Source organism: Salegentibacter lacus (assembly GCF_020164555.1).
In the GTDB taxonomy this organism is placed as follows: domain Bacteria; phylum Bacteroidota; class Bacteroidia; order Flavobacteriales; family Flavobacteriaceae; genus Salegentibacter; species Salegentibacter lacus.
On sequence record NZ_JAIQZB010000013.1, the window covers coordinates 115,556 to 139,762 of the forward strand.

At 36.2% G+C, this 24,207-nt stretch carries 15 protein-coding genes; 5 read left to right on the forward strand and 10 right to left on the reverse strand.

Annotated elements, in window-relative coordinates:
• Positions 1-42 precede the first annotated feature (42 nt).
• From LB465_RS12135 to LB465_RS12160, 6 genes are all read right to left on the reverse strand, one after another.
• The gene (locus LB465_RS12135; RefSeq protein WP_224470133.1) at positions 43-1,497 is read right to left on the reverse strand and encodes a hypothetical protein; all 1,455 of its coding nucleotides are present in this window, start codon (positions 1,495-1,497) and stop codon (positions 43-45) included.
• Between the two features lie 574 nt (positions 1,498-2,071).
• Positions 2,072-3,094, reverse strand: a complete 1,023-nt coding sequence (locus LB465_RS12140) for a M12 family metallopeptidase (protein WP_224470134.1) — start codon at positions 3,092-3,094, stop codon at positions 2,072-2,074.
• A 426-nt stretch (positions 3,095-3,520) separates the two neighbouring features.
• Positions 3,521-5,092, reverse strand: a complete 1,572-nt coding sequence (locus LB465_RS12145) for a thrombospondin type 3 repeat-containing protein (RefSeq protein ID WP_224470135.1) — start codon at positions 5,090-5,092, stop codon at positions 3,521-3,523.
• 83 nt (positions 5,093-5,175) lie between these two features.
• Positions 5,176-6,849 carry a thrombospondin type 3 repeat-containing protein gene (locus LB465_RS12150; protein ID WP_224470136.1) on the reverse strand — a complete coding sequence of 558 codons (1,674 nt, stop codon included), beginning with the start codon at positions 6,847-6,849 and terminating at the stop codon, positions 5,176-5,178.
• Between the two features lie 61 nt (positions 6,850-6,910).
• Positions 6,911-8,260 carry a hypothetical protein gene (locus tag LB465_RS12155; RefSeq protein ID WP_224470137.1) on the reverse strand — a complete coding sequence of 450 codons (1,350 nt, stop codon included), beginning with the start codon at positions 8,258-8,260 and terminating at the stop codon, positions 6,911-6,913.
• A gap of 234 nt (positions 8,261-8,494) precedes the next feature.
• Positions 8,495-9,511: a LuxR C-terminal-related transcriptional regulator gene (locus tag LB465_RS12160; RefSeq protein ID WP_224470138.1), complete on the reverse strand. Its 1,017-nt coding sequence runs from the start codon at positions 9,509-9,511 to the stop codon at positions 8,495-8,497.
• Between the two features lie 1,056 nt (positions 9,512-10,567).
• Here LB465_RS12160 and uvrA point away from each other — a divergent pair.
• The 4 genes from uvrA to LB465_RS12180 all read left to right on the forward strand — a co-directional run bounded on the left by uvrA (position 10,568) and on the right by LB465_RS12180 (position 19,598).
• Positions 10,568-13,399: an excinuclease ABC subunit UvrA gene (uvrA, locus tag LB465_RS12165; protein ID WP_224470139.1), complete on the forward strand. Its 2,832-nt coding sequence runs from the start codon at positions 10,568-10,570 to the stop codon at positions 13,397-13,399.
• 16 nt (positions 13,400-13,415) lie between these two features.
• Complete coding sequence (locus LB465_RS12170) at positions 13,416-14,105, forward strand: LOG family protein (protein ID WP_224470140.1); 690 nt, start codon at positions 13,416-13,418, stop codon at positions 14,103-14,105.
• A gap of 106 nt (positions 14,106-14,211) precedes the next feature.
• Positions 14,212-16,992: a gluzincin family metallopeptidase gene (locus LB465_RS12175; protein WP_224470141.1), complete on the forward strand. Its 2,781-nt coding sequence runs from the start codon at positions 14,212-14,214 to the stop codon at positions 16,990-16,992.
• A gap of 203 nt (positions 16,993-17,195) precedes the next feature.
• Complete coding sequence (locus tag LB465_RS12180) at positions 17,196-19,598, forward strand: alpha-ketoacid dehydrogenase subunit alpha/beta (RefSeq protein ID WP_224470142.1); 2,403 nt, start codon at positions 17,196-17,198, stop codon at positions 19,596-19,598.
• A gap of 70 nt (positions 19,599-19,668) precedes the next feature.
• Here LB465_RS12180 and LB465_RS12185 read toward each other — a convergent pair whose 3' ends face one another.
• The 3 genes from LB465_RS12185 to LB465_RS12195 are packed head-to-tail and all read right to left on the reverse strand — an operon-like array spanning position 19,669 to position 22,536.
• Positions 19,669-21,195 (reverse strand): PH domain-containing protein, encoded by a 1,527-nt coding sequence (locus LB465_RS12185; RefSeq protein ID WP_224470143.1) that lies wholly within the window; start codon positions 21,193-21,195, stop codon positions 19,669-19,671.
• Entirely contained in the window at positions 21,182-21,709 is a 528-nt protein-coding gene (locus LB465_RS12190; RefSeq protein WP_224470144.1) for a PH domain-containing protein, read from the reverse strand. The genes LB465_RS12185 and LB465_RS12190 overlap by 14 nt, the downstream gene beginning before the upstream one ends.
• Positions 21,697-22,536, reverse strand: a complete 840-nt coding sequence (locus LB465_RS12195) for a 1,4-dihydroxy-2-naphthoyl-CoA synthase (RefSeq protein ID WP_224470145.1) — start codon at positions 22,534-22,536, stop codon at positions 21,697-21,699. The genes LB465_RS12190 and LB465_RS12195 overlap by 13 nt, the downstream gene beginning before the upstream one ends.
• Before the next feature lie 106 nt (positions 22,537-22,642).
• Between LB465_RS12195 and LB465_RS12200 the strand changes: the two genes are divergently transcribed.
• Positions 22,643-23,134 (forward strand): hypothetical protein, encoded by a 492-nt coding sequence (locus LB465_RS12200; protein ID WP_224470146.1) that lies wholly within the window; start codon positions 22,643-22,645, stop codon positions 23,132-23,134.
• Here LB465_RS12200 and LB465_RS12205 read toward each other — a convergent pair.
• Entirely contained in the window at positions 23,131-23,967 is an 837-nt protein-coding gene (locus tag LB465_RS12205) for a CvfB family protein (RefSeq protein WP_224470147.1), read from the reverse strand. The two genes, LB465_RS12200 and LB465_RS12205, sit on opposite strands and share 4 nt — an antisense overlap.
• Positions 23,968-24,207 lie beyond the last annotated feature (240 nt).

Sequence of the window (24,207 nt, forward strand, 5' to 3'; positions counted from 1 at the left end):
AAAGAACCACCCAATGACAGGCCTATGGGTTTATATTTTAGTTTATTCTAATGCACATATTGATTGATTATCTACGTTTGTTGCTGAAATCACCTCAAAAAGATCGTTCCCGAAAATTTGTCCCGGATAAAATGGCTCTGAGCAACTTGTATGTAGATTATATGATGTATCTGAAATTGTAAATTCCAATTCTGTCCATACTGAAGGAATAGGATGTCCTCCATTTGTTGCCTCCCCTGGCAGTAGTATTTCTTCATTTGTATTTACATCTCCATTAAATATTTCGTAAGGAGAGCCTGGCCCGTTATGAGTTACCACCAAATTAATTGAATCGTCACCTAAATATTTAACCGTAAGCTGCTTTATTTTCCCGCCCTCATCATTATCACAAGGCACACAGTCTTCCGGCTCCTCCGGATCCTGGGGTTCTTCTTCACATTCTCCTTCATTGTCGGTTAAATCATATAATAAATCGAAATTATCTGCTTCACCGCAACAAGCTTCTCTAAAGTGGTAGTAATAATGTTCCTGAGCTTCCTGATATATGTTACCAAGATTTTCAGCATTAAAACTTCCTTCTCTTATTAAAGTTTCAGTTTCGCCCTCTACAAGCCATATTTTTGCATAATAATTATCGATCTCGGGAAGTGGGAAACAGAGTGCATCTGCATAATAATGAGTACCAATATCATCATTAAAAGTCTTTCTTTCATTTTGGGCAACTACTAAAAGATCACCTTCACTTGAACCTTCCCATACTTTCATTTTGAATTGGGCGGGCATATGTCTTTGGTCTTCTTCACACACATTACCGTAAGTGCATAGGTAAACTAAATTGGTTGTATTAAAATCAAAGAATAAATAACCAAAAGCGAAAGCATAATGCTCTTCATAACATAAGACTTGAACCGGTTGGTAATATTTTACCCCGGGACGTATCTTAACTTCTATTGGTAATGGTTTATCAACGAAATTGTGATATTGAATACTCTGGCTATAATCTAAATCTCCATCAGGAATCCTGGGAGCCATATAAATTATGTCGTCTTGATCGTTTCCGGCAGCAGTTGCTACCGCAAAATATTCTATTCTATATTCACCTTCTTCAAGCTCCAGATCTGCAGATTCCTGGGTAAACCAGGCGTCTAAATTACCATCGTTATCCAAATCGGTTCCATTGGGATTTACTTCAATTTCTATCTTCTCCTGGTGAGAATTTTTATACCAAATCCAATCGCCATTTTCGTTTTTTACCTTAATAGCAACTCTAACAAACAGTGGGTTTTCATCTGAACATTGTGGAATATCATAAGCATCAGAGTTAGCTTGTTTAACTAGTTGGTTTCGATTAGCCAGGTCGCTTAGTACACTTCCAAAAGAAAGTTTCCCAACAGCATGGGCTTCCTCTAATTCCTTACCTACTTCTTCCTTGGTACAGGAAACAACACAAAATAACATTAGAATTATTCCCAGGCTAAAACGTATAATTTTTTTCATGACCTAAATAGTTTAGTTATCTAACCTGAAATAAATCAGGTGCATTATAGTATAAAGTTTAGGGGTAAAATGATTGGGGGCGAAGATTTCTGGCTGGTAGGAAATGCCTTAAAATCTTAACACTAATTTATGAGGAGGAGTAGCACTAGTGTATGGGGAAAATCCTGTAAGATTAACCAAAATGAGTTTAATTAATTAATAGTCCTATTCTTACAGAAGTGTGAAAAAATTAATTTCTGAGTAAGTTTCTATATAAATCTTATTATAATAAAGGATGAAAGACCATTAAATTCGATAAACTCTAATTAATAGTATTTTGAGAAAACGTAGAAACTATAATAATAAGCAAACTACAGAGTTCCGAAAGAAGAAATTAAAGGTGATAGAATTAGAAAAATAATTTTTTTAGAAATTGCGAGGCTTGGAATATGTATTGTTTTTATAGTAATAATTGTGGAAAATAACCTCAGCTGTTGTGGAAAATAAATCTACACTTATGTAGCCTATAAATTTTAAAATACAAAACCCGGAGGAAATCCCCCGGGTTTTGATAATTTTATAATAAAATATGGAATTAAACCCAATACCAACGGTTGTTCTTTAATTCAACTCTTTTGAATCCGTATTTAGTCCAATAATACCAAAGATCATTAGCTCTAAGAACCGTAACACCACTAATTGTATAATATTCACCATTAGTATACCTTGGTGTACCACCGCCGGTGGGGTACATACTCTCAATACCCTGGATGTCTCCGGAAGATAATTCATATCTTTGAACTTGGTAAATGCTACCGTTAGTTTTAGTTATTGTAGGCTTCCCGTTATTAGAAAACGAATATGCGCCATACATCATTATTGAGCCAAAATCCAGGCTTGTAGTATATTCATCACCGTCAAAACCACTGGCTGCATAGGTATGAAAATTATGCTCAGCACCGCTTCTAACATTATTTAAGTGTACTTGAATGTAATTACTTCTATCTGCACGGCTTTGTTCGTGCCATAGTCCTACGGCATGACCAATTTCGTGAATGGTATTCCCGGTGCTGCAATAATCAGATAGCGTTATATTCTGTCTACCGCCAATCATACCAACATAAGAGGAACAGCCTGACCCGGTAGTAAAATATATGTAATTTGATTGTCCTGATCTCTCTACAAACTTTAAAGGGGTATTATTCTCCCAGTGACGTATGGCATCGTGAACCCTGTTTTTATCAGGTAGACTGTTGTTTATAGAGTAATACACAGTATTTTCGGGCCACATACCTCTGGTTCTACCAGTACTCTTTTGGGGAGTCTCGTCCTTATCCAAAATTAGATTTTGTGGGGATTTACTAGTTTGATTTGCTGGGATTAGGATATCTCCCTGATAGACATAATTACCGTCTTGTGATTCTACTGGCATCCTTTGACCACCATAATAAATCTCTGAGACGGGGCCTGTTTGGTCAGGATAAGCAACTTCAGTCTGTTGCTCAGAAATTTCCTCAGGCTTTAATTGCGTTTCTGATTCCACATTTTCGGAAATTGGATCTTTACTACATGCCAGAATCGCCAGAACAGGTAGTAACAAAAATTTGCTTTTTTTCATAAGTAGGGTTTTACTTTTTATGATTTAATTAATAAAAATTTGATTCTGGATTTACAAAGGTCATTCCAAAAAAAAACGCACTCAAATAGATCTAAAAAATTAATAGTCAGATTCCTACAAGGATGATTGATTTTAAGTTTTAAAACAATTTGGGAATTCTTAAAACTTAATAAGAATATTTCTTCATCTATTTCTTGATGACTGTCTTTGCTACTATTTCAATAGTTTTTAATAAAAAATGAACTGAAAATACCCAGAAACTTGCTGCCAACATACAGACTAATTTTTAGTTTGTTAATTTTTTTAACAAAAAAAGCTGTGCGAAAATCTCGCACAGCCTCTTTTATCTCACTACCAAAAATGGAGAGAAATAAAAACTACTCAGCTTCTTAGTCACCCCCCGGTTTAAATTAGCTGAGTGTTTATTTATTGTGGTTCACCAGAAACATCACAGATATTCGCTCTAACACTGATATCTATAGGTAAATCATCTGCTGTAATCTCAGGAATGGTTATAGATCCTCCTTCATTTGGCACAGATATCTCTGTACAGTTTGCCGTTTCAAGTACAATCACCTCTATAGCTGATATTTCATAAGGTATAATAGGGGTAATTCCAACAAACAGGCCACCTTCTACAAGTACTGCCGACCAATCTCCATAATAAACATTGGTCACCACAGGACTAGAGATACTATTGAAATTAATATCTGTACTTTCTGTGGACACACATCCATTAGCAGCTGCTGTTAAACAAGGAACTACTGTTATACCGCAATCTGGAGAAGGATCTCTTACACAGCCGGGATTTTCATTTTCATTTAAGATATCATCCCCATCAATATCTGGATCGCAAACGTCACCAACACCATCTTCATCTAAATCTGCCTGATCTGTATTCGCAATACCTGGACAATTATCCTGTCCATTAGGTATCGTGTCGTTATCACAATCGGCAGCAGGATCTTCTGGGTCACATTCTTCACCATTTCCATTTCCAGGATCATCTTGATCACAGAAGAGTAAGTGGAAATAATCAATTGTACCATCTTCTTGTACACTATTCATTATATCTCCCCACGACAAATCAAGAATAATTTCTTCATCAGCTGGATCTGGATAATTCCCTGTCCAATTTGATAAGGTTGCGATTATTCTTATATAATTTGTAGTACTGGTCTCATTGTACATAGGCGCAGGAACTGCAAAGCAAAAAGGATCAGCATAATAATCACCGGTATCCTCATCAAATCCATAACTATCTTCTGGAAGATCCATGCTTTCATGTAAAACCATATCTTCGCTTCCACCAGTATATATTATTTCCAGGCTGTAATTAGCAGCGAAATGTCTTCCATCTTCATTGCAGTAGTTTGCAAAAATACACACTTCGTGCAGTACTTCAGGAACCAGATTAAAGAACTGATAACCATATAAATCTACATCTCGATTATCAAAACATAAAACTTCTATATCAACATATTTTTTAGATCCTGCTCTTATCGTAAAATTGTATGGTAACCCCTGATTTACAAAAGCTCCATAATTACTAGTTGTTGCGGGAGCCGCCCAAATTACTGTAGAACCTACATCATCTGGATCTCCATCATAAACTAAAAACGTAGTAACAGATACAGTAGCTGTTTTATCATCGGCATTTGCTACAGGAATTTTTAAATCCTCATCATAATCAGTGTAAAAGCTTCCATTTTCGCTTAAAATAGGAACGTTTACGTTAATAACACCTTCAAGGTCTGTCCCTGAATTATGTGTTAGCTCGATATGCGCATAGGCCGGAGCTTCAGAGGAACAGTCTGGAATGCTTTGTTTAACCGCTGCCCGATTTACAAAGTCATTAAGGGTTGCTCCCAGACTTAATTCAGCAAAACTCTCTGAACCTGGGTCATTATTTAAAGTTCCGTCCTCATCTTTAGTACACGAGGTAACAAAGAGGGAAAGAACGGCCACAAGGGCCAGATATTTTTTTAAAAGTTTCATAATTAAAGTTTTTGGATTAAATATTTAGAATGGTTAATAAAAACTACCAGGAGATTAAAGCTCCTGATAGTTTATTTCTGATTTTAGTAACAAGCTACAGCGTGAACAATAATATAAAAGTCATCACTATAGTCTCTCTCCCAGGTATAAGTTAAAGTACCTGCGTTAACCTCATCATTCAGGTTATATTGACCAGGTGCAAAAACGTTATTTCCCGATGGTACCTCTTCACTTAAATTAATGTGAAGCTCATTTAAACTTACTCCAGGTTCTAGCGTGATCTCCAATGTGATATCATCATCATCTATTGAGATTTCAGCAGTACCTACAAGTTCTCCTTTAGAGGTGTCATTTTGGCCTGCTCCTGCCCAAATACTAAATGTTTTACTATCTCCATCTTCACTGGTTTGATAGTGTTCTGCCCAGCCCCAACGATTAGCATTTGCAAGTGTATTTAACCCTGTATCACCTTTCATATAAGCGGTTTCACAGTAATCACCTTCTTCTTCAGGACATCCGTTATTAGATTCCGGACCAGCCTGGTAGGGACACTCATCTATACAATCATTAAGTCCATCTCCGTCTGCATCGCCGGCACATTCATCAATAGGACAACCACCATCTAGAGGATCACCGAAATCTTCAGGACATGAGTCACATCCATCTGGAACGCCATCTCCATCCATGTCATCTCTATCATCATAACCAGGACATTCATCCTCATTATCAGGCACACAATCACCGTCGGTATCTTCCTCGGTTATTGGACAATCTTGTATTGGGTCATCTCCACAGTTAAAGAAAATATGCTCATAGTCTATAGTGTCATTATCACCAAAGTACGACTGAACATCGTTCCAGCTTAAGTAAATAACCTCAGGCTCCTCAGCACCAGGGGTTCCGTAATTATCATCCCAATCAGCTAAAGTAACGGTAACTCGTAGGTAAACGTCAGTGTCTAACTCGTCATACATAGGAGCAGGGATTGCTAAACATAGTGGCTCTGCATACCAGTCACCTGAATTATCATCTTCGGTATTTCCGGTTTCAGGAGACTTATTGGTGTATAAATTAATATCCTCTTCCCCTTCTCTTATATAATCAATATCTAGATTGTAATTCGCTGTATAATGTCTACCATTATCTGTACAATAATTAGCAAATACACAGAACTCATAAAGTTCTATAGGAATAAGATCAAAGAACTGGTAACCATAAAGGTTTACATCCCGATCATCAAAACATAAGACTTCAACATCTAAATATTTTTTAGAGCCTGCTCTTAAATCAAAATTGATAGGTAAGGCATCGTTCACGAAGTTCTTATATTCTCCTTCATCTGTTGGTGCTACCCATATAGGTGAAACACCTTCTCCTGGTTCTTCAGCGTACACCATAAATGTGGTGAGGCTTACTGCAGTTGTTGTCTCATTCGCAGGAATAGGGATCTCCAAATCATCCTCATAATCTGTGAAATAGGTCTCTCCATCAAAAAGAATAGGTACAACTACATCTTCAGTTCCCAATTCGTGGGTAAGTACAACCCAGGCATACATTGGTGTATCATCAGAACATACCGGGATTTCATCTGAAATCGCCTGACGATTATTATCCACGAGATCATTTAGAATAGCACCTATTGAGATACTACCCATTTCCTCATTTCCAGAGGGCTCATTAGCCTCATCTTTACTACAGGAAGAAAATAGCATCCCCGTAGCCACGAAAATGGCCAGAATTAATTTTAAATTCTTCATTATTTCTTGGTTTTAAAATGATTAAAAAAGGTGTCCCAGGATGGGACACCTTTAGGGTGTTTTAATATTCTTCAAACTCACCACAAGCAAGTGGTGTCATATTTGCTTCATGCAAAACTGCAGTTCTTAGATCTAAATTAGCAGCTGCTACCTGAGCAGGAGTTAAAGTAAAAGTCCTGGTATAGAATAAGTTTCCAGCTGCGTCTGCTTCTGGCCAAACATCTCCTGTGTAATCAAGGTCCCAAATTGGCGAACCATAATCTGCACAGGTTGCATTTTCATGAATGTGTTGTGGCACATCTCCTGGAGTAAGTTCAGTAGCTGCAGTAGTAGCAGTTAATTGATTACCTTGTAACTTCAGATATGCAAATCCTACAGCATTTGAATCACCTAAATTCTTTAAACAAGCCTTATAACGTTTAGCTTCGGTTCTAGGATCATCAAATGGTGGAGGGTTATCATTTCCACATCCATAGTTAAAGTGGTAGTAATCCATTGTTGAATCATCGTCCTCACTATAGAACATTTTGATTTCATCATCAGTTATTGGACCTGCAAGAATAACTTCTCCGGCATCATCTGAACTATACTCGTCGGTATTATTCAGAGTAATCTGGAAATAGTAAGTATCAGTTTCGGCTGTATCAGGTAACCAGAAACATAATGGATCTGAATAGTAATCTCCTGTAACATCGTCTTCATCTACAACATTAGATTCTGTGTAAATTGGATCTCCAACTGCTTCTGAGCCCATCCATACATTTACTGTATAACCGGCTACATAGTGTCTTCCATCTTCTGAAGGACAGAAGTTTCCGAATAAACAAAATTTAATCAGCGGGATTGGTACAAGATCAAAGAATTGATATCCGTATAAGTTTACATCTCTATCATCAAAACATAATACTTCTACATCTACGTATTTCTTTGAGCCAGCTCTAAGATCAAAATTAATTGGAAGAGGATCGTTTACAAAGTTTTCATAATCACTTCCTTCTTTTGGTGCTACCCAAATTGGCAAGGTTGTGTCCCCTGGTTCTTCGGAATACACCCAGAAATCGGTTACACTAATTGAAGTAGTTGTTTCCCCCGCAGGAATTGGAATTTCCAGCTCATCATCATAATCAGTAAAATAAGTAGTTCCATCAAAGTTAACAGGAACAACTACATCTTCTTCTCCCAAATCATGGGTAAGTACGACTCTCACATACATAGGAGCATCTTCAGAACACTCAGGAATCGCCTGTTTCAATAAACCCTGTCTATCCAGATCGTTTAAAACTGCGCCCAGGGAAATGCTTGCCATTTCTCCATCGGTTCCCACATTATTTGTGGATTCATCTTTACTACAAGATGTAAATAACATCGCAATGATTGCGAGGCCGGTAAAGTAATTTTTTAGGTTTTTCATAACACTAAAGTTTTTGGTTAATAAATATTTAGAATGGTTAAAACAATATATATAATACGACTCTGTTAAGAGCATCTTGATATATCAATATTAATTAGGGGGCGGTAAATAAATAGGTTGATCGCAAAAACTAGTGAAGTGGGGTGACTAGTAATTCATATGATAAATGTAGTCTAATTCTTTCCTTTCATGCTATAGGGGTTTTCTCCCCTATTTCGCCGAAAGGACTAATTTTTACACTTTTTGATAATCTATAAGCTTATGATTAATCGCATAAATAATACTTTCCAGGATAGTATCAGAGTTTGTTCTCTTTATAATATTGGAGCGATGTTTCTCTATCGTTTTAGGAGATATAAACAAAGCTTCAGATATATCTTTGGTTTTGTATCCTTTTATAAGTAGTTCAATAATTTCCTTTTCTCTATTGGTGAATTTAAAATCGGTAAGTTGACTATTCTGTTTAAAACAATTTTCTACCTCTTCAGATGCTGTCCCTATTCCTTCATTAATAACATCGTTTTCTTCTACGAAATCTATAAACATTACAAACTGATGGCCGAAATTTCTATTTAATTTAGAAAAATTTATTCGGGCATTTCTTACCTTATCATTCCTTAATAATAAGGCAGTCTTTGTTGCCGCTTTTATGTGTTTACCTCTGGCAAAATTCCTTAAACTATCTTTTACCTTTTGTACGTTTTGGCAATTTACAAAGTCGGTGAGTTTTAAACCATTTTTCTCTTTCACATCAAAACTTTGTTTAAAAGCATCGTTCATTGCCACAATTTCGTTCTGGTCCAGTAACACTACCGGTTGAGAAATTATATTAAACATACCCATAAAGGCATCTTTCCAAAAGTTAGAAAGAGAACGATTGCTGTATACCAATTTTATGATTTTTCCACATAGCGCTTCTATAGTTGGAGAATAAACAAATTCATCTACAACTTTTCTAAATCGGCTCTCGGCCTCCGCCCTGTAACGTTCTTCAGCATAAACTACGAGCCAGGCCTTGGTAAGAAAATGATTGGATTTAAAATTGGCGATATTTTTAAAATTCCTTCCCGATCTAAAAGAAGAATAATCTAATAGAATTACATCGGGTAACAAGTTTAATGCAATGTTAAAACCTGTATGTAAAGAATTTGCGTGGGCTACTTCAAATTGCATACTAACCCCCTCCTGAACACAGTCTACCATACTTTGTTTGTTGGTAATAAGCAGTAATTGCTTTTTATCCGTTATCATACTACATCAATTTTGCGGCTGTTTAGCCAGTTAGTTAAAAACCGTGGAAAGTCCACAAGACATTAATTTGACAGACTCAAAACATTTAGATGTAAGGATCTGGATGTTTTAAATCTCACTTGGGGTGCAAAAAATAAAGGGGCAAAATTGATAGGGCTTTAAAATTTACCTACATAATAGGTTTAAAGTTTTCCGGGGGGTGGAAAAAAAATAAGAAGATTTGGTATTTCAAATATAGGGGATTAACCTTATTTTATGCAAAAAAATAAAGTAATATTATACTGACAATCAATAAAATAAACCAAAGATGAAAGTGATTACAAATCCGATAAATATATATTTATAGCTCGTAGGAAAGCCTGTAAATTTATCATTCTGATTTTTGTAACACTAATTCCCCATTAAACAGATGTGAATATAAACGATCACCAGATTAAGTAAGTAAAATCTTTTTATCCTTCAAATCACATATTCCGTCATCTTAAATTTCAAATAATACTGACAGAAAAATAATTGTATAGTTTTGAGTTTAAGAATTCACAGAACAAGATTTTAAAAAAAAACTAAGATATCTTCGGGGGTTTTAACCTACGGTTAATGCCCATCGTATAATGCCCCATCGTAAACGGCCAGTCAAAAATCTTCAATCAAAAAGCTATTCAGATTGTGACTTTAATTTTTTTAAAAGTCTAACCTGTTTCTTCAAACCTGCAAAAAGGGATGAATAAATTTCTGAAAATTTTGTGTTTGATATGGAAAGCGGGAGGTTTCGGAGGTAAAAGCTAATGTAAATCAAGTATTAAATATTTTGGTTGGTTAATAATAATGAAATGTAAGCCGACTAACAGAGATTATGACCACAGATAATAAATTAACTCGTATTTAACTGGCAAACCTATCTTTTTATTACTAATGATTATAAATATTGATAATTTTCTAATTTTTATAAGCTGAACTATTCACATTTAAACTTTAAACCATAATTAACACTAGCAGAAACATCCTTTCTTTTTAGTTAGCACCACTTTAAGTACCTTTGCCCCCTTGATAAAAAATATGGCAAAAACCGACGAATTTATAGAAGTATTAGGGGCTCGCGTTCATAATCTTAAAAATATAGATGTTAATATTCCAAGAGAAAAACTGGTAGTGATTACCGGTCTCTCGGGTTCCGGGAAATCATCCCTGGCTTTTGATACTATTTATGCTGAAGGACAACGTCGTTACATAGAAACTTTTTCGGCTTATGCACGGCAGTTTTTAGGCGGCCTGGAGCGTCCCGATGTAGATAAAATTGAAGGGCTCTCTCCTGTTATTGCTATAGAACAAAAAACCACTAGTAAAAATCCTAGAAGTACGGTTGGGACTATTACCGAGATTTACGATTTCTTACGATTACTTTATGCCCGCGCCGGGGATGCTTATAGTTATAAGACCGGTGAGAAAATGGTTAGTTATACAGATAGCCAGATAAAAGACCTTATTTTAAAAGATTTTCAGGGGCAAAAAGTGAGTGTGCTCGCTCCGGTTATTAAATCCAGAAAAGGGCATTATCGTGAATTATTTGAACAAATAGCCAAACAGGGATTTTTAAAAGCACGTGTAGACGGTGAAGTTCGGGATCTTGTAAAAGGGATGAAGCTCGATCGATACAAAATGCACGATATAGAAATTGTAATTGATCGCTTAAAAATTGACGATAAGACCGATGCGCAAAAACGTTTAGATGAAAGCATCAAAACTGCAATGTATCACGGTAGTGACACTCTTATGATCCTGGATCAGGAAACCGAAAAAGTTCGTTATTTCAGTAGAAATTTAATGTGTCCCACTACCGGGATTTCCTATCCAAACCCTGAACCAAATACCTTTTCATTTAATTCACCAAAAGGTGCCTGCCCAAGTTGTAACGGCATTGGTACTTTATACCAGGTGAATATTGATAAAATTATCCCAGATAATTCTAAATCAATTAAAAATGGGGCTTTGGCTCCTCACGGTCCGCAAAAGAAAAACTGGGTATTTTCTCAATTAGAATTAATTGCTGAACGCTGGGACTTTAAATTAACCGATCCCGTTTCTAAAATTCCAGATGCCGCGATGAAGTTTATACTTCACGGCGGTAAAGAAACTTTTAGTAAAGAATCGAAAAGCCTTGGGATAACCCGTGAGTTTAAGATCAATTTCGAAGGCGTAGCTACTTTTATTGAAACTACATTTAATAATAACGATTCTACTTCTTTAAGGCGCTGGGCCAAAGAATATATGGATAAAGTTGAATGTCCCGATTGCGAAGGCAGCCGACTTAAAAAAGAATCACTTTATTTCAGAATAAACGATAAGAATATAGCTGAACTTTCTTTAATGGATATTGAAGATTTGGCTAAATGGTTTACTGGATTAGAAAATAAACTAAGCAAAAAGCAAAACCAGATTGCTTCTGAAGTGATTAAAGAAATTAGAACAAGAATTGGTTTTCTGGTAGATGTTGGTCTCACCTATCTTTCGCTTAACCGTGGTTCAAAATCACTTTCAGGCGGGGAAGCACAACGAATAAGATTGGCCACACAAATTGGTTCACAGTTGGTTGGTGTTCTCTATATTTTAGATGAACCCAGCATTGGTTTGCATCAGCGTGATAACGAAAAGCTCATTAATTCTTTAATTGCTCTTCGTGATATTGGCAATTCGGTTATTGTGGTAGAGCACGATAAAGATATGATAGAACGCGCCGATTATGTTATAGACATCGGCCCAAGAGCAGGGAAACACGGTGGCGAAATAATAAGTGAAGGTCCCCCTTCAGAATTATTAAAACACGACACACTTACTGCTTCATATTTAAACGGAAGTAAAGAAATTGCGATTCCTAAAGAAAGAAGAAAAGGAAACGGAAAGCATATAGAACTAAAAGGAGCAACGGGAAACAACCTTAAAAATGTTTCGATAAAAATTCCTTTAGGACAAATGATAGCGGTTACCGGTGTTTCTGGAAGTGGGAAATCTACCCTAATCAACGAGACTTTGTATCCTATCATGAACGCCTATTATTTTAATGGCGTAAAAGTGCCAAAACCTTATAAAACAATCAAGGGACTGGATAATGCCGATAAGGTTATAGACATTAATCAAACGCCCATTGGCAGAACTCCAAGATCTAACCCGGCTACTTATACCGGCGTATTTTCAGAAATTAGAAGCTTATTTGCCAAAACGCCCGAAGCTCTTATTCGTGGATACAAACCCGGAAGATTCAGTTTTAATGTTAAAGGTGGAAGATGTGAAACCTGCAGAGGTGCCGGATTAAGGGTTATTGAAATGAATTTTCTCCCAGACGTTTACGTTGAATGCGAAACCTGCCAGGGGAAACGCTTTAATAGAGAAACTTTAGAAATTCGATATAAAGGAAAATCTATAGCTGATGTTTTGGAGATGACGATTAATGAAGCTACTACCTTTTTCGAGCCTATTCCGAAGATCTATAGAAAATTAAAGACTATAAAAGATGTCGGTTTGGGGTATATCACTTTAGGACAGCAAAGTACCACGCTTTCGGGTGGGGAAGCCCAGCGAATTAAACTGGCTACAGAACTTTCAAAACGGGATACCGGAAATACTTTTTATATCTTAGACGAGCCTACCACCGGTTTACACTTTGAAGATATTCGGGTGTTAATGGACGTTTTAAACGAATTAACCAATAAAGGAAATACCGTCCTTATTATAGAACATAATATGGACGTAATAAAAATGGCCGATTACATAATTGATATTGGTCCTGAAGGTGGTAAAAATGGCGGTAAAGTAATCGCTAAAGGTACCCCCGAAGAAGTTGCCAAATCGAAGAAAAGTTATACTGCCGGTTTCCTTAAAAAAGAATTACACTAACAATACTAATTATAATATGAACAACAATCTTAAAAATAAAGCGTGGAACGAAATTAAAACAAACGATTCCTGGGCGATCTTTAAAATAATGGGCGAATTTGTAAATGGCTACGAAAAGCTAAGTCAAATTGGTCCCTGTGTTTCCATTTTCGGTTCTGCACGAACCAAACCCGATCAGAAATATTATAAACTGGCCGAAAAGATTTCCAAAAAAATTGTTGAAAATGGATATGGAGTAATAACCGGCGGTGGTCCTGGAATTATGGAAGCTGGTAATAAAGGTGCTCATCTTGGTGGTGGAACCTCTGTAGGATTAAACATTGACCTTCCATTCGAGCAACACGACAACCCATATATTGACAACGATAAAAGCCTGGATTTTGATTACTTTTTTGTTAGAAAAGTAATGTTCGTAAAATACTCCCAGGGTTTTGTAGTCATGCCGGGCGGTTTTGGAACTTTAGATGAACTCTTTGAAGCAATCACACTAATTCAAACCCATAAAATCGATAAATTCCCTATTATTTTGGTGGGAAGAGATTTTTGGGGCGGACTGGTAGACTGGATACAAAGTACACTTTTAGACACCTTTCAAAACATAAGTGCACCAGATATGGACCTTGTTCAGGTAGTAGATACCGAAGATGAAGTTATTGAAATTCTAAACGAATTTTATGGTGAGTACAACCTTAGTCCTAACTTTTAATTAATTCTTGAGGAGGGAAAAAAACTTTGATTATATTTAGCTCAAATTCTGTGATACGCTAAATATATTCCCCTTGAGATTTTATCTGTTTTTTTTATTTTTTTTTGTGGGAATTGGATGGGGTTTTACTCAAAACTCCATCTCTTTAAATGCTCACTTAAACGATAGTACGCATACCTTTACTATAGAACAGGAATTGGTGTATACCAACTCCAGCAAGGATACTCTTACCCAACTTTACTTAAATGATTGGGCAAATGCTTTTAGTGCAAAGAACACACCCCTCGCCAAACGTTTTGCCGAGGAATTTGCAAGGCGTTTCAGGTTTGCTAAAAATGATGAACGTGGTGCTACCAATATAGGAATTATAACAAATTCTGAAAATGACACCCTTATTTGGGAGCGTCCTGAAGGAGCACAGGATCTTATAAATCTTAAACTTTACAAACCATTACTTCCCGGGGAAAGCTTTACCATAAATCTCGATTATCGGGTTAAAATTCCGATTGATAAATTTACACGCTACGGGGTAGATTCAGATAATAACTACAAACTTAGGTATTGGTATATTACGCCTGGAGTCTACAAAAATGGTGAATGGGAAGTTTATAGCCACAAAAATTTAGGTGATCAATATAATGCAATGCATGATATTGAAATCAGCCTTACCACACCACCTGAATACTACGTGGGTTCAGCTCTGGATTTTGAAAGTGTGCACACCACAAATGGTACAAAAACAGTTAAACTTTCAGGGGAAAATCAATTAGACACCAAATTATACCTTACCAATTCTTTTATTTTTGAATCTATTAGGACTGATGCTCACGAAGTACTTACTAATGTAGATGATGATGAACTTCAGCCAGAAATTAAAAGGATTCTGTTAGATCGTATTATAAAATACTACAACGACCGACTTGGCGAATATCCTCATAAAAACATTTTTGTAACCCGGGACGATTATTTAAACAGTCCTATTTACGGTTTAAATCAATTACCAGGTTTCATCCGTCCGTTTCCTGATGGTTTTCAATATGATATTAAGCAATTCAAAACCATTACCAATTATTTGTTAGAGAACTCGGTGCATATTAATCCGCGCAAAGAACAGTGGATACACGATGCTATTCTGGTTTCTTTAATGATAGATTATGTGAATGAGTATTACCCAAATATGAAACTCTTAGGTAACCTTAGCAGTATTATAGGTGTAAGATGGTTTCACGCTGCAGATTTAGAATTTAACGATCAGTACCAGTTTCTTTATATGAATATGGCGCGCATGAATCTAGACCAACCCCTAAGTGCAGCTCAGGATTCCCTGGTTAAATTCAATAAAAATATCGCTAATTCCTATAAAGCAGGAGTTGGCCTTAAATATATTGAAGATTACCTTGGAAACGGAAAGGTTAAAGATGCAGTTAAAGATTTTTATGAGGAACATAATATGCGTCCCACCACTGCTGAAGATTTTGAGCAAACTTTAAAAAGATATGCCACTAAAGATATTTCCTGGTTTTTTCAGGATTATGTAAACTCAAATAAAAAAATAGATTTCACCATTCAAAGCTTATATAAAACAAAAGATTCTCTGCGGGTTACCATAAAGAACAAGAGAAAAACCGACTTTCCGGTTTCTCTGTATGGTTTAAAAGATGGAAAAATAGTCTTTAAAAAATGGGTAGAAAATATAGATAAAACCAAAACAATAGAAATTGCCCGGCAGGATGTAGATAGGCTTGCATTAAATTATGAGCAAAAAATCCCTGAATTTAATCAACGGGATAATTACAAAGCGGTTACCAAACTTTTTAATAAACCGCTTCAACTTAGGTTATTTCAAGATATAGAAGACCCGAGGTATTCACAGCTATTTTTTATGCCAGAATTCAGTTATAACCTTTACGATGGTATTTCTATTGGTCCTAAATTGTATAACAAAACAGTTCTTTCAAAAACATTCAACTTTAATATTTCTCCCAAATACGGTTTTAATAGTAAAACCATAGTAGGCTCGGCTTCCTTCAGTAATACCCATCAGTTTGAAAATAAAGAACTATACGCGATTACATACGGACTTGGGGGAACGCGTTATTCCTATGGTTATAATCTTTTCTATGAAAAATATACACCGTTTTTAAATTTTTCTTTCAGAGATAAATATTTGCGGGATAATGAGCGTCAAAATTTAATGATAAGGAATGTAAATGTGAGAAGGGATAGCGATCCTAATAAAACTTTGGATGAACCTAATTATAATGTTTTCAACATTAATTATAGGTATAGCAAGCCTCATTTGGTAGATTATTATAGAGCTTCTTTCGATTTTCAACTGGCAGAAAAGTTCAGTAAAATATCTATGAGCCTGGAGTATAGAAAACTGTTTAAGAATAACCGTCAAATCAATCTACGCTTTTTTACGGGAACTTTTCTATACAGTGATGATATGGAATCAAATTATTTTAGTTTTGCCTTAGATAGGCCTACAGATTATCTTTTCGATTATAATTATTACGGAAGAAGCCAGGGCTCTGGTTTATTTAGCCAGCAAATTATTGTTGCTGAAGGTGGTTTTAAATCACAATTACAACCCGAATATGCCAACCAATGGCTAACAACATTAAATGCCAGTACAAACCTATATAAATGGTTTTTTGTATATGGTGATGTAGGTTTGGTGAAAAACCAGCACGAAAATGCAAAGTTTTTATACGATTCTGGAGTTCGGCTAAGTTTAGTTGACGATTATTTTGAAGTTTTCTTTCCTGTTTATTCTAATTTAGGTTGGGAAATTGCCCAGGAAAATTATGATCAAAAAATAAGATTTATTGTATCCTTAGATATTAACACTTTGATCAAGCTGTTTACCCGACGCTGGTATTAACAAAGATTTAAAGGCTTAGGTAATTCTTAGCATTCTGCATTTCAATTACATAAAAATCATTATTTTATGTGATTTCGATTATTTTATTCCACTAAACACAATAAAAATCCATTAAAATAAACTTTTCTTAAAATATTTTGATTTTAATGAATTGTGTACAATCTAAGTTTTCGTTATATTTGTTATTATTCAAAATAACGTTCATGCAAAGCGAAACAAAAACTAAAGATTCAATTTCATTTGAAGATTTCAAGGCCGAGGTGCTGGCAGATTATAAAATTGCCGTTACCAGCCGTGAATGCAGCCTTCTGGGAAGACGCGAAGTGCTTACTGGAAAGGCTAAATTCGGAATTTTTGGCGATGGAAAAGAAGTGCCACAGCTTGCTATGGCAAAAGCTTTTAAAAATGGCGATTTTAGGTCTGGTTATTATCGTGATCAAACTTTTATGATGGCCATTAATCAATTTAGCATAGAACAATTCTTTTCCGGTTTGTATGCCGATTCTAACCTGGAAAACGAGCCAATGTCTGGCGGAAGACAAATGGGAGGTCACTTTACCACCCACAGTCTTAATGAAGATGGGAGCTGGAAAAACCTGATGGAGCAGAAAAACTCCAGTGCTGATATTTCCCCTACTGCCGGCCAAATGCCGAGACTTTTAGGCCTTGCACAGGCTTCAAAAATATATAGAAACGTAGAAGGACTATCTCCCGAAAACTTTTCAGAAAACGGAAATGAAATCGCCTGGGGAACCATTGGAAATGCAAGTACCAGTGAAGGCCATTTTTGGGAAACCATAAATGCCGCCGGTGTTTTACAGGTTCCTATGATTATGAGCGTATGGGACGATGAATATGGAATTTCAGTTCACGCAAAACACCAAACCACCAAAGAAAATATTTCTGAAATCCTTAAAGGTTTTCAGAGAGATGAAGATAATAAAGGCTACGAAATTATTGTAGTTAATGGCTGGGATTATGTAGCACTTATTGAAGCCTATGAAAAAGCTGAAAAGATAGCCAGAAATGAGCATTGCCCGGTTCTTATTCATGTGGTAGAACTTACTCAACCGCAAGGTCATTCTACTTCTGGTTCTCACGAACGTTACAAAAATGAACAGCGTTTATCCTGGGAGCGCGAGTACGATTGCAACGTAAAGCTTAGGGAATGGATTATTGAAAATAATATTAGTACAGACGAAGAATTACAGGGTATTGAGAAAGAAATAAGAACCAAAGTTAGAGAAGGCAAACGAACTGCGTGGAATAATTATGCAGAACCTACCAAAGCCAGACAAAAAGAACTGCTTTCTGTACTTTCTAAGTTAGCAAAAAACACCGACGAAAAAGAAGCGGTGATTAAACTGGCTAAAGAATTAAACGGAAATAAAGAACCCCTCAAAAAAGATCTTGCCGTTGCAGCCAGAAAGACTTTAAGAGTTATTCGAAACGAAAATTCTGAAGAAAAATCAAGGCTTCTTGACTGGCTATCTGATTTTGAAAAAGATATGGCTGACGATTATAACAGTCATTTATATATTGAATCAAACGGTCTTCAAACTGAAGTCTTACCCGAATATAATGAAGATTCATCAGATGTAGATGGAAGAATTATTCTGCGTGATAACTTCGATCAAATTTTCGGCAACAAACCTGAAACCTTAATTTTTGGAGAAGATGCCGGAGAAATTGGTGATGTAAATCAGGGCCTTGAAGGACTTCAAAATAAATACGGAAAATTACGCGTTGCCGATGTTGGTATTCGTGAAGCCACCATTCTTGGCCAGGGAATTGGGATGGCAATGAGAGGCCTAAGACCAATAGCCGAAATTCAATACTTGGATTATGTAATGTATGCATTGCAGGGAATGAGTGACGATCTTGCTACCCTACAATATCGAACTAAAGGAAAGCAAAAAGCCCCGCTTATTATAAGAACCCGTGGTCACCGTTTAGAAGGTATTTGGCATAGTGGTTCACAAATGGGCGGAATCTTAAACCTGGTGCGCGGAATGTTTGTTCTTGTACCCAGAAATATGACCAAAGCAGCTGGTTTCTATAACACGCTACTGGAACAGGACACTCCTGCTCTTTTGGTAGAATGCTTAAATGGTTACCGTTTAAAAGAGAAAAAACCGAGCAACCTTTCTGAACTTAGAACACCAATTGGTAAAGTTGAAACAGTTAGAGAAGGAAGCGATATCACTTTAATTTCTTATGGTTCTACTTTAAGAATTGTGGCTCAAACCGCAGAGGAATTAAATGAATTCGGGATTAACGCCGAGGTAATCGATGTCCAGTCTCTACTTCCATTTGATCTGGATCACGACATTGTAAAAAGCGTAGAAAAAACCAACCGACTTCTGGTTATAGACGAAGATGTTCCGGGAGGAGCTTCTGCGTTTATTTTAGATAAGGTTTTAAACGAGCAAAATGCCTGGAGATATCTGGACAGCAAACCACAAACGCTCACAGCTAAAGAGCACCGTCCAGCTTATGGAACCGACGGGGACTATTTTAGTAAACCTTCAGCAGAAGATATTTTTGAAAAAGTTTATGCGATCTTCAACGAAGTAAATCCTAAAGAATATCCGGCAATACGATAAATCTTGTTAATTGTTAAAAGTACAAATCCTCGATCTAATATTTTTAGACCGGGGATTTTTTTGTTAGAGGTTACATCCAGTTCTTAGAACTAACTTCAGCTTTATACAATACATAATTTACGTATTGCAAAATATCAGTATTGACCGCATAAAATCTTAGATCGCCCCCTGCGGTATGGAAAACTACATTTACAAGATTTTTTCTGTGATACCAGATGGGTTGCTTCACACTTATAGACTGTATTTTGAATAATTCCAGGGTTTCTTCCGTCCTATTCCAGAAGCCTGTTTTCTTATGTAAAAATTCCTCGGTAATTATTAGTTTTCGAGCTTGGAATGCTAGTATTTGTAAAGTTAAAGCTGCAATAATATATAAACCTGCAATGGCTAACACAACCCATAATTGAAGGTTTATAAAATCTGTAAGATACCAGAGTAAAAGAAACATTAATACCGGTAACATTGCCAATGAAATTTTTCGAAATAACAATAATTTATCTGGTCTAAAAGTAGTACTGAAACTAGATTTAGAAGATTCCGGATATAAAAAGTATTTTATCTTTTTTACAATCTCTTTTCCTAAGCCCTGGATCTTTATTTTATTTTTCTGAAGCTCATTCTCACTACTTGATAAGGATATTTGGGCTTCATAAAGGTTAAAACGTTTCTGAACCGGGTTGGTTTTAATTCTCATTAACTGAAGCCTTCTGGGTTGCAGGGAAACCTTGGTATTGGTTTTTAAGCCCATTTCAACTTCCATTTTATCTTTATTCTGCTGAATTTTTAAGCCATAATATTTGATAAAAACTTCAATAATGGTAATGCTTATACTTAAAAGTAAAAGCAGTATAAAAAGTATTGCTAAATATCCAATAGACTGCAAAACCCCAGAAAATTGATCAAAATAGACTTCAACATCTTCCATCCGGTCTTTAAAATAGGTGTTTATCCTATTGTAAATAGTCATCACAAAAGCGAAAACCAAAGAGAGTCCGCGTAAATAATTGGTGCTTATCCCAATTTTAAGAAGTGTTAGAATTCCTACTTTATGTGTCCAGAAAACCTCGTTATTTCCTTCAGATTCTGATGATCCCCCTTCTAATTCTACTGATTCAGTTTTCTCAGCTTTTGCTTTTACAAGTATTTTTGAAAGATTGTTGGCATCATCTTCAGAAATTGCTTTTATTTCTACTTCTTTTTGATTACTCCCGGCGGTATCTATTACAAGACTGTAAACCTTTATTATTCGTTGCAATATCGATCGCTTAAAATAAACCTGTTGGATTTTATCAAAAGGAATCGCCGCATTTTCTGTAGAAAAAATACCTTTTTCCAGAACAAATTCCTCCCGATTGTAATCTATATAAAAAATAAATTTACGGTAGTAGAGATAGCTATAGATTAAAGTTAAAATACCTACTATTAGTAAACCTAAGCCAGTATAAATTAATGTGTTGTTACTGGGGCCGCTTATTAACAAATAGGCTCCCAGGGCCCAAAACATTCTGAATAGTTTATAAAGACTGGAGAAGAAGATGAGAAGCACCCCGGCTATTGATTGACGCTGAGGTGCATTGTATGCCTTAGGATTCATCATTAGAAATCTTAACTGCGATGGCTTCCTTTAACCTTACTGCCATTTCCGGTTCTAATCCTGGAATCGTGATATCACTACCACTTCCACCGGCAGTAAAAATATTAAGGCTGGAAATACCTAAAACCTTATCCCAAACCCCTCTTGAAATAGACGCATGCTGCACCCTGTTATATGGGATTACCGTAGCTTTACTAAAAATATAACCTCTTTTATAAATAACATCTCTCTCCCTTATGGCATAACCCAGAATTTGAAGCAGTTTATAATTATTCCAGAACCTGAATACAAAAGCAATCAACAAAACCGCAAAAATAATCCCTGACTGCAGATGATTTAGTTGAAAAAACCAAAATACACCGAGCCCAATTAACAAGACGAGCATAAAGATACCCGTCTGAATATTCATTTTTATAAGATAATTAGGCGAAACTGAAGAAAAAGCTACCGACTCATATTTGGGCAGGGAAGCTAAATCTATTTGTTCATTGCTAAAACCTTTGGCTATGGGATCCATTTTTTATCAAAATTTGGTTTTCTTTTTTCTAGAAATGCATCACGGCCTTCTTTGGCTTCATCGGTCATATAAGCAAGACGGGTAACTTCTCCCGCAAAAACCTGCTGCCCCACCATTCCGTCGTCGGTCATGTTCATTGCGAATTTCAGCATTTTTATGGAAGTTGGCGATTTTTCCATAATTTCCTGCGCCCATTCATAAGCAGTATTTTCCAGTTCATCGTGTGGAATTACCGCATTCACCATTCCCATTTCATAAGCTTCCTGAGCAGAATAATTTCTTCCGAGGAAAAAGATTTCCCTGGCTCTCTTCTGCCCTACCATTTTAGCTAAATAAGCTGAGCCATAACCGGCATCAAAACTCGTCACATCGGCATCGGTTTGTTTAAAAATCGCGTTTTCCTTGCTGGCAAGCGTTAGGTCGCAAACCACGTGCAAACTATGCCCGCCGCCTACAGCCCAACCTGGAACCACACAAATCACAGCCTTAGGCATAAACCGAATTAAACGCTGAACTTCCAGTATATTTAATCTATGATAGCCATCTTCGCCCACGTAGCCCTGGTGGCCACGTGCTTTTTGATCGCCTCCGCTGCAAAATGCCCATTTCCCATCTTTGGAAGATGGTCCTTCTGCAGAAAGTAAAACACAACCAATGGAAGTATCTTCGTGTGCATCCTGAAAGGCTTCTAAAAGTTCTGAAGTCGTTTTAGGCCTGAAAGCATTGCGAACATCAGGTCGGTTAAAGGCAATTCGCGCAACGCCGCCCGATTTTTTATAAGTTATATCTTCGTATTCTTTTACAGTTTTCCAGTTGATTTCACTCATAGGTCTTTATTTTATTCAAAAATAAGCTTTTCAATTTATCTTAATATCTTTGCAGCGCAATTAGATTTGCATTGTTTTTGCTATATTAAAGACAAAAGCCCGAAAAATGAAATTTCGCTTCCTCTTTCTAAGCCTGTTTTTATTAAGTATAACTTCTGTTTCTGCCCAGGAATATTGGGATATCGCCGATTTTGAGATCAGTAATTACAGTATAGAACCAGAATGGAGCGACCTTAGTTTTGGACAACAATTCTTTAAAGGGAGTTTCGACCTTCCCAATGGTGCATTTATAAATGTAGATGAAAATAAACGCTCCAGTGTTGATATGGTGGGAATTTTGGAACAGCAGCGTAATATGAAAAAACGTACGGTAGATATTGGCACTCCTTTACCAACAACTACGCAAAAGAAAAAAGCTTTTGAAATTTCTAATAATTACAGACTTAGGGATAATGACGAGGTGTATAACGATGCCCTAAATTCCAATCCTTACTATCAGAATCAAAGAATTTATCAAAACGCCCTTCACAGGCAAACCCAGCGAAGAATGTATTACGGCTCTCAATATTACTCACCTAGAGGTCGTTACTTTTACTAATCTTCTTTAAGGTAAATTCCGTCGTCTTTAATATCAATTTTTCTTTGCTTATAAAGATTTCCGGCAGCACGCTTAAAACTCTTTTTGCTAATTCCTAACTGACTGTGAATTGCTTCAGGAGAAGAATTATCGGTAAGGTTCAAGTAACCTTCGTTTTTCTTTAATTTATCAAGAATTAGTTCGGCATTTGGTTCAATACTTCTGTAACCGGGCCTTTGTAAACTCACATCAATTTTCCCATCGGGACGCGTTTTAGTGATAAACCCACGCATTTCATCGCCTACATTTATTTCCTGAAAAACATCGTCGTGATAGATCAAGCCCAAATGCAATTGATTTATAATCACATTGTAACCCAAATCACTTTTATTGCTAATTATAAGATCCACCTCTTCAAAAGGCTCTATGGTAAGTTCAGAATTATCTAGAAAAGCGTGAACCTTGCTGGAAGCCACCAAACGATCGGTTTCTTCGTCTAAATAGCAAAAAATAAGATATCGTCCGCCTTTTTTCATTGGATAAGCCTGTTCCTTAAACGGAACAAATAGATGTTTCTCCAATCCCCAGTCTAAAAAAGCACCAAATTCAGTTACCTCTGCACATTTTAAAAAGGCGAATTCATCGAGTTTTACCAGCGGCTCTAAAGTAGTCGCAACCGGTCTTTCTTCGTGATCCAGGTAAACAAAAACCTCAATCTCTTCCCCTATTTCAAAAGTTTCGGGTATATATTTATTCGGAAGTAAAACTTCATTTCCTTCAGTATCTGTCAAGAAAAGTCCGGGTTCGGTTTCCCTTACAATATTAAGCGTATGATTTTCGCCAATTCTAAGCATAATCTTTATTTTGAGTGCAAAGATACTTTATATTTTGCGGCTTTTCCACAAAACAAAAAAATCCGCTTCTCTGCTAGAAAAACGAATTTTTATAATATTTCTATTTTTAATTACATTAGTGTCCGGTTAAAACACGATTTTTAATAAAAGTAGCCATTGGCCCCAATACAAACGTTATTTTTCTTTTAAACCCTATAGCAAGGGGGGTGTGCTTCAAAATAGGGTTAATTGTTTATCTGG

Bases quoted from the DNA above. Each gene is read 5' to 3' on its own strand.
- LB465_RS12135 (WP_224470133.1), bottom strand. From the start codon at position 1,497: ATGAAAAAAATTATACGTTTTAGCCTGGGAATAATTCTAATGTTATTT.
- LB465_RS12140 (WP_224470134.1), bottom strand. From the start codon at position 3,094: ATGAAAAAAAGCAAATTTTTGTTACTACCTGTTCTGGCGATTCTGGCA.
- LB465_RS12145 (WP_224470135.1), bottom strand. From the start codon at position 5,092: ATGAAACTTTTAAAAAAATATCTGGCCCTTGTGGCCGTTCTTTCCCTC.
- LB465_RS12150 (WP_224470136.1), bottom strand. From the start codon at position 6,849: ATGAAGAATTTAAAATTAATTCTGGCCATTTTCGTGGCTACGGGGATG.
- LB465_RS12155 (WP_224470137.1), bottom strand. From the start codon at position 8,260: ATGAAAAACCTAAAAAATTACTTTACCGGCCTCGCAATCATTGCGATG.
- LB465_RS12160 (WP_224470138.1), bottom strand. From the start codon at position 9,511: ATGATAACGGATAAAAAGCAATTACTGCTTATTACCAACAAACAAAGT.
- uvrA (WP_224470139.1), top strand. From the start codon at position 10,568: ATGGCAAAAACCGACGAATTTATAGAAGTATTAGGGGCTCGCGTTCAT.
- LB465_RS12170 (WP_224470140.1), top strand. From the start codon at position 13,416: ATGAACAACAATCTTAAAAATAAAGCGTGGAACGAAATTAAAACAAAC.
- LB465_RS12180 (WP_224470142.1), top strand. From the start codon at position 17,196: ATGCAAAGCGAAACAAAAACTAAAGATTCAATTTCATTTGAAGATTTC.
- LB465_RS12185 (WP_224470143.1), bottom strand. From the start codon at position 21,195: ATGATGAATCCTAAGGCATACAATGCACCTCAGCGTCAATCAATAGCC.
- LB465_RS12190 (WP_224470144.1), bottom strand. From the start codon at position 21,709: ATGGATCCCATAGCCAAAGGTTTTAGCAATGAACAAATAGATTTAGCT.
- LB465_RS12195 (WP_224470145.1), bottom strand. From the start codon at position 22,536: ATGAGTGAAATCAACTGGAAAACTGTAAAAGAATACGAAGATATAACT.
- LB465_RS12200 (WP_224470146.1), top strand. From the start codon at position 22,643: ATGAAATTTCGCTTCCTCTTTCTAAGCCTGTTTTTATTAAGTATAACT.
- LB465_RS12205 (WP_224470147.1), bottom strand. From the start codon at position 23,967: ATGCTTAGAATTGGCGAAAATCATACGCTTAATATTGTAAGGGAAACC.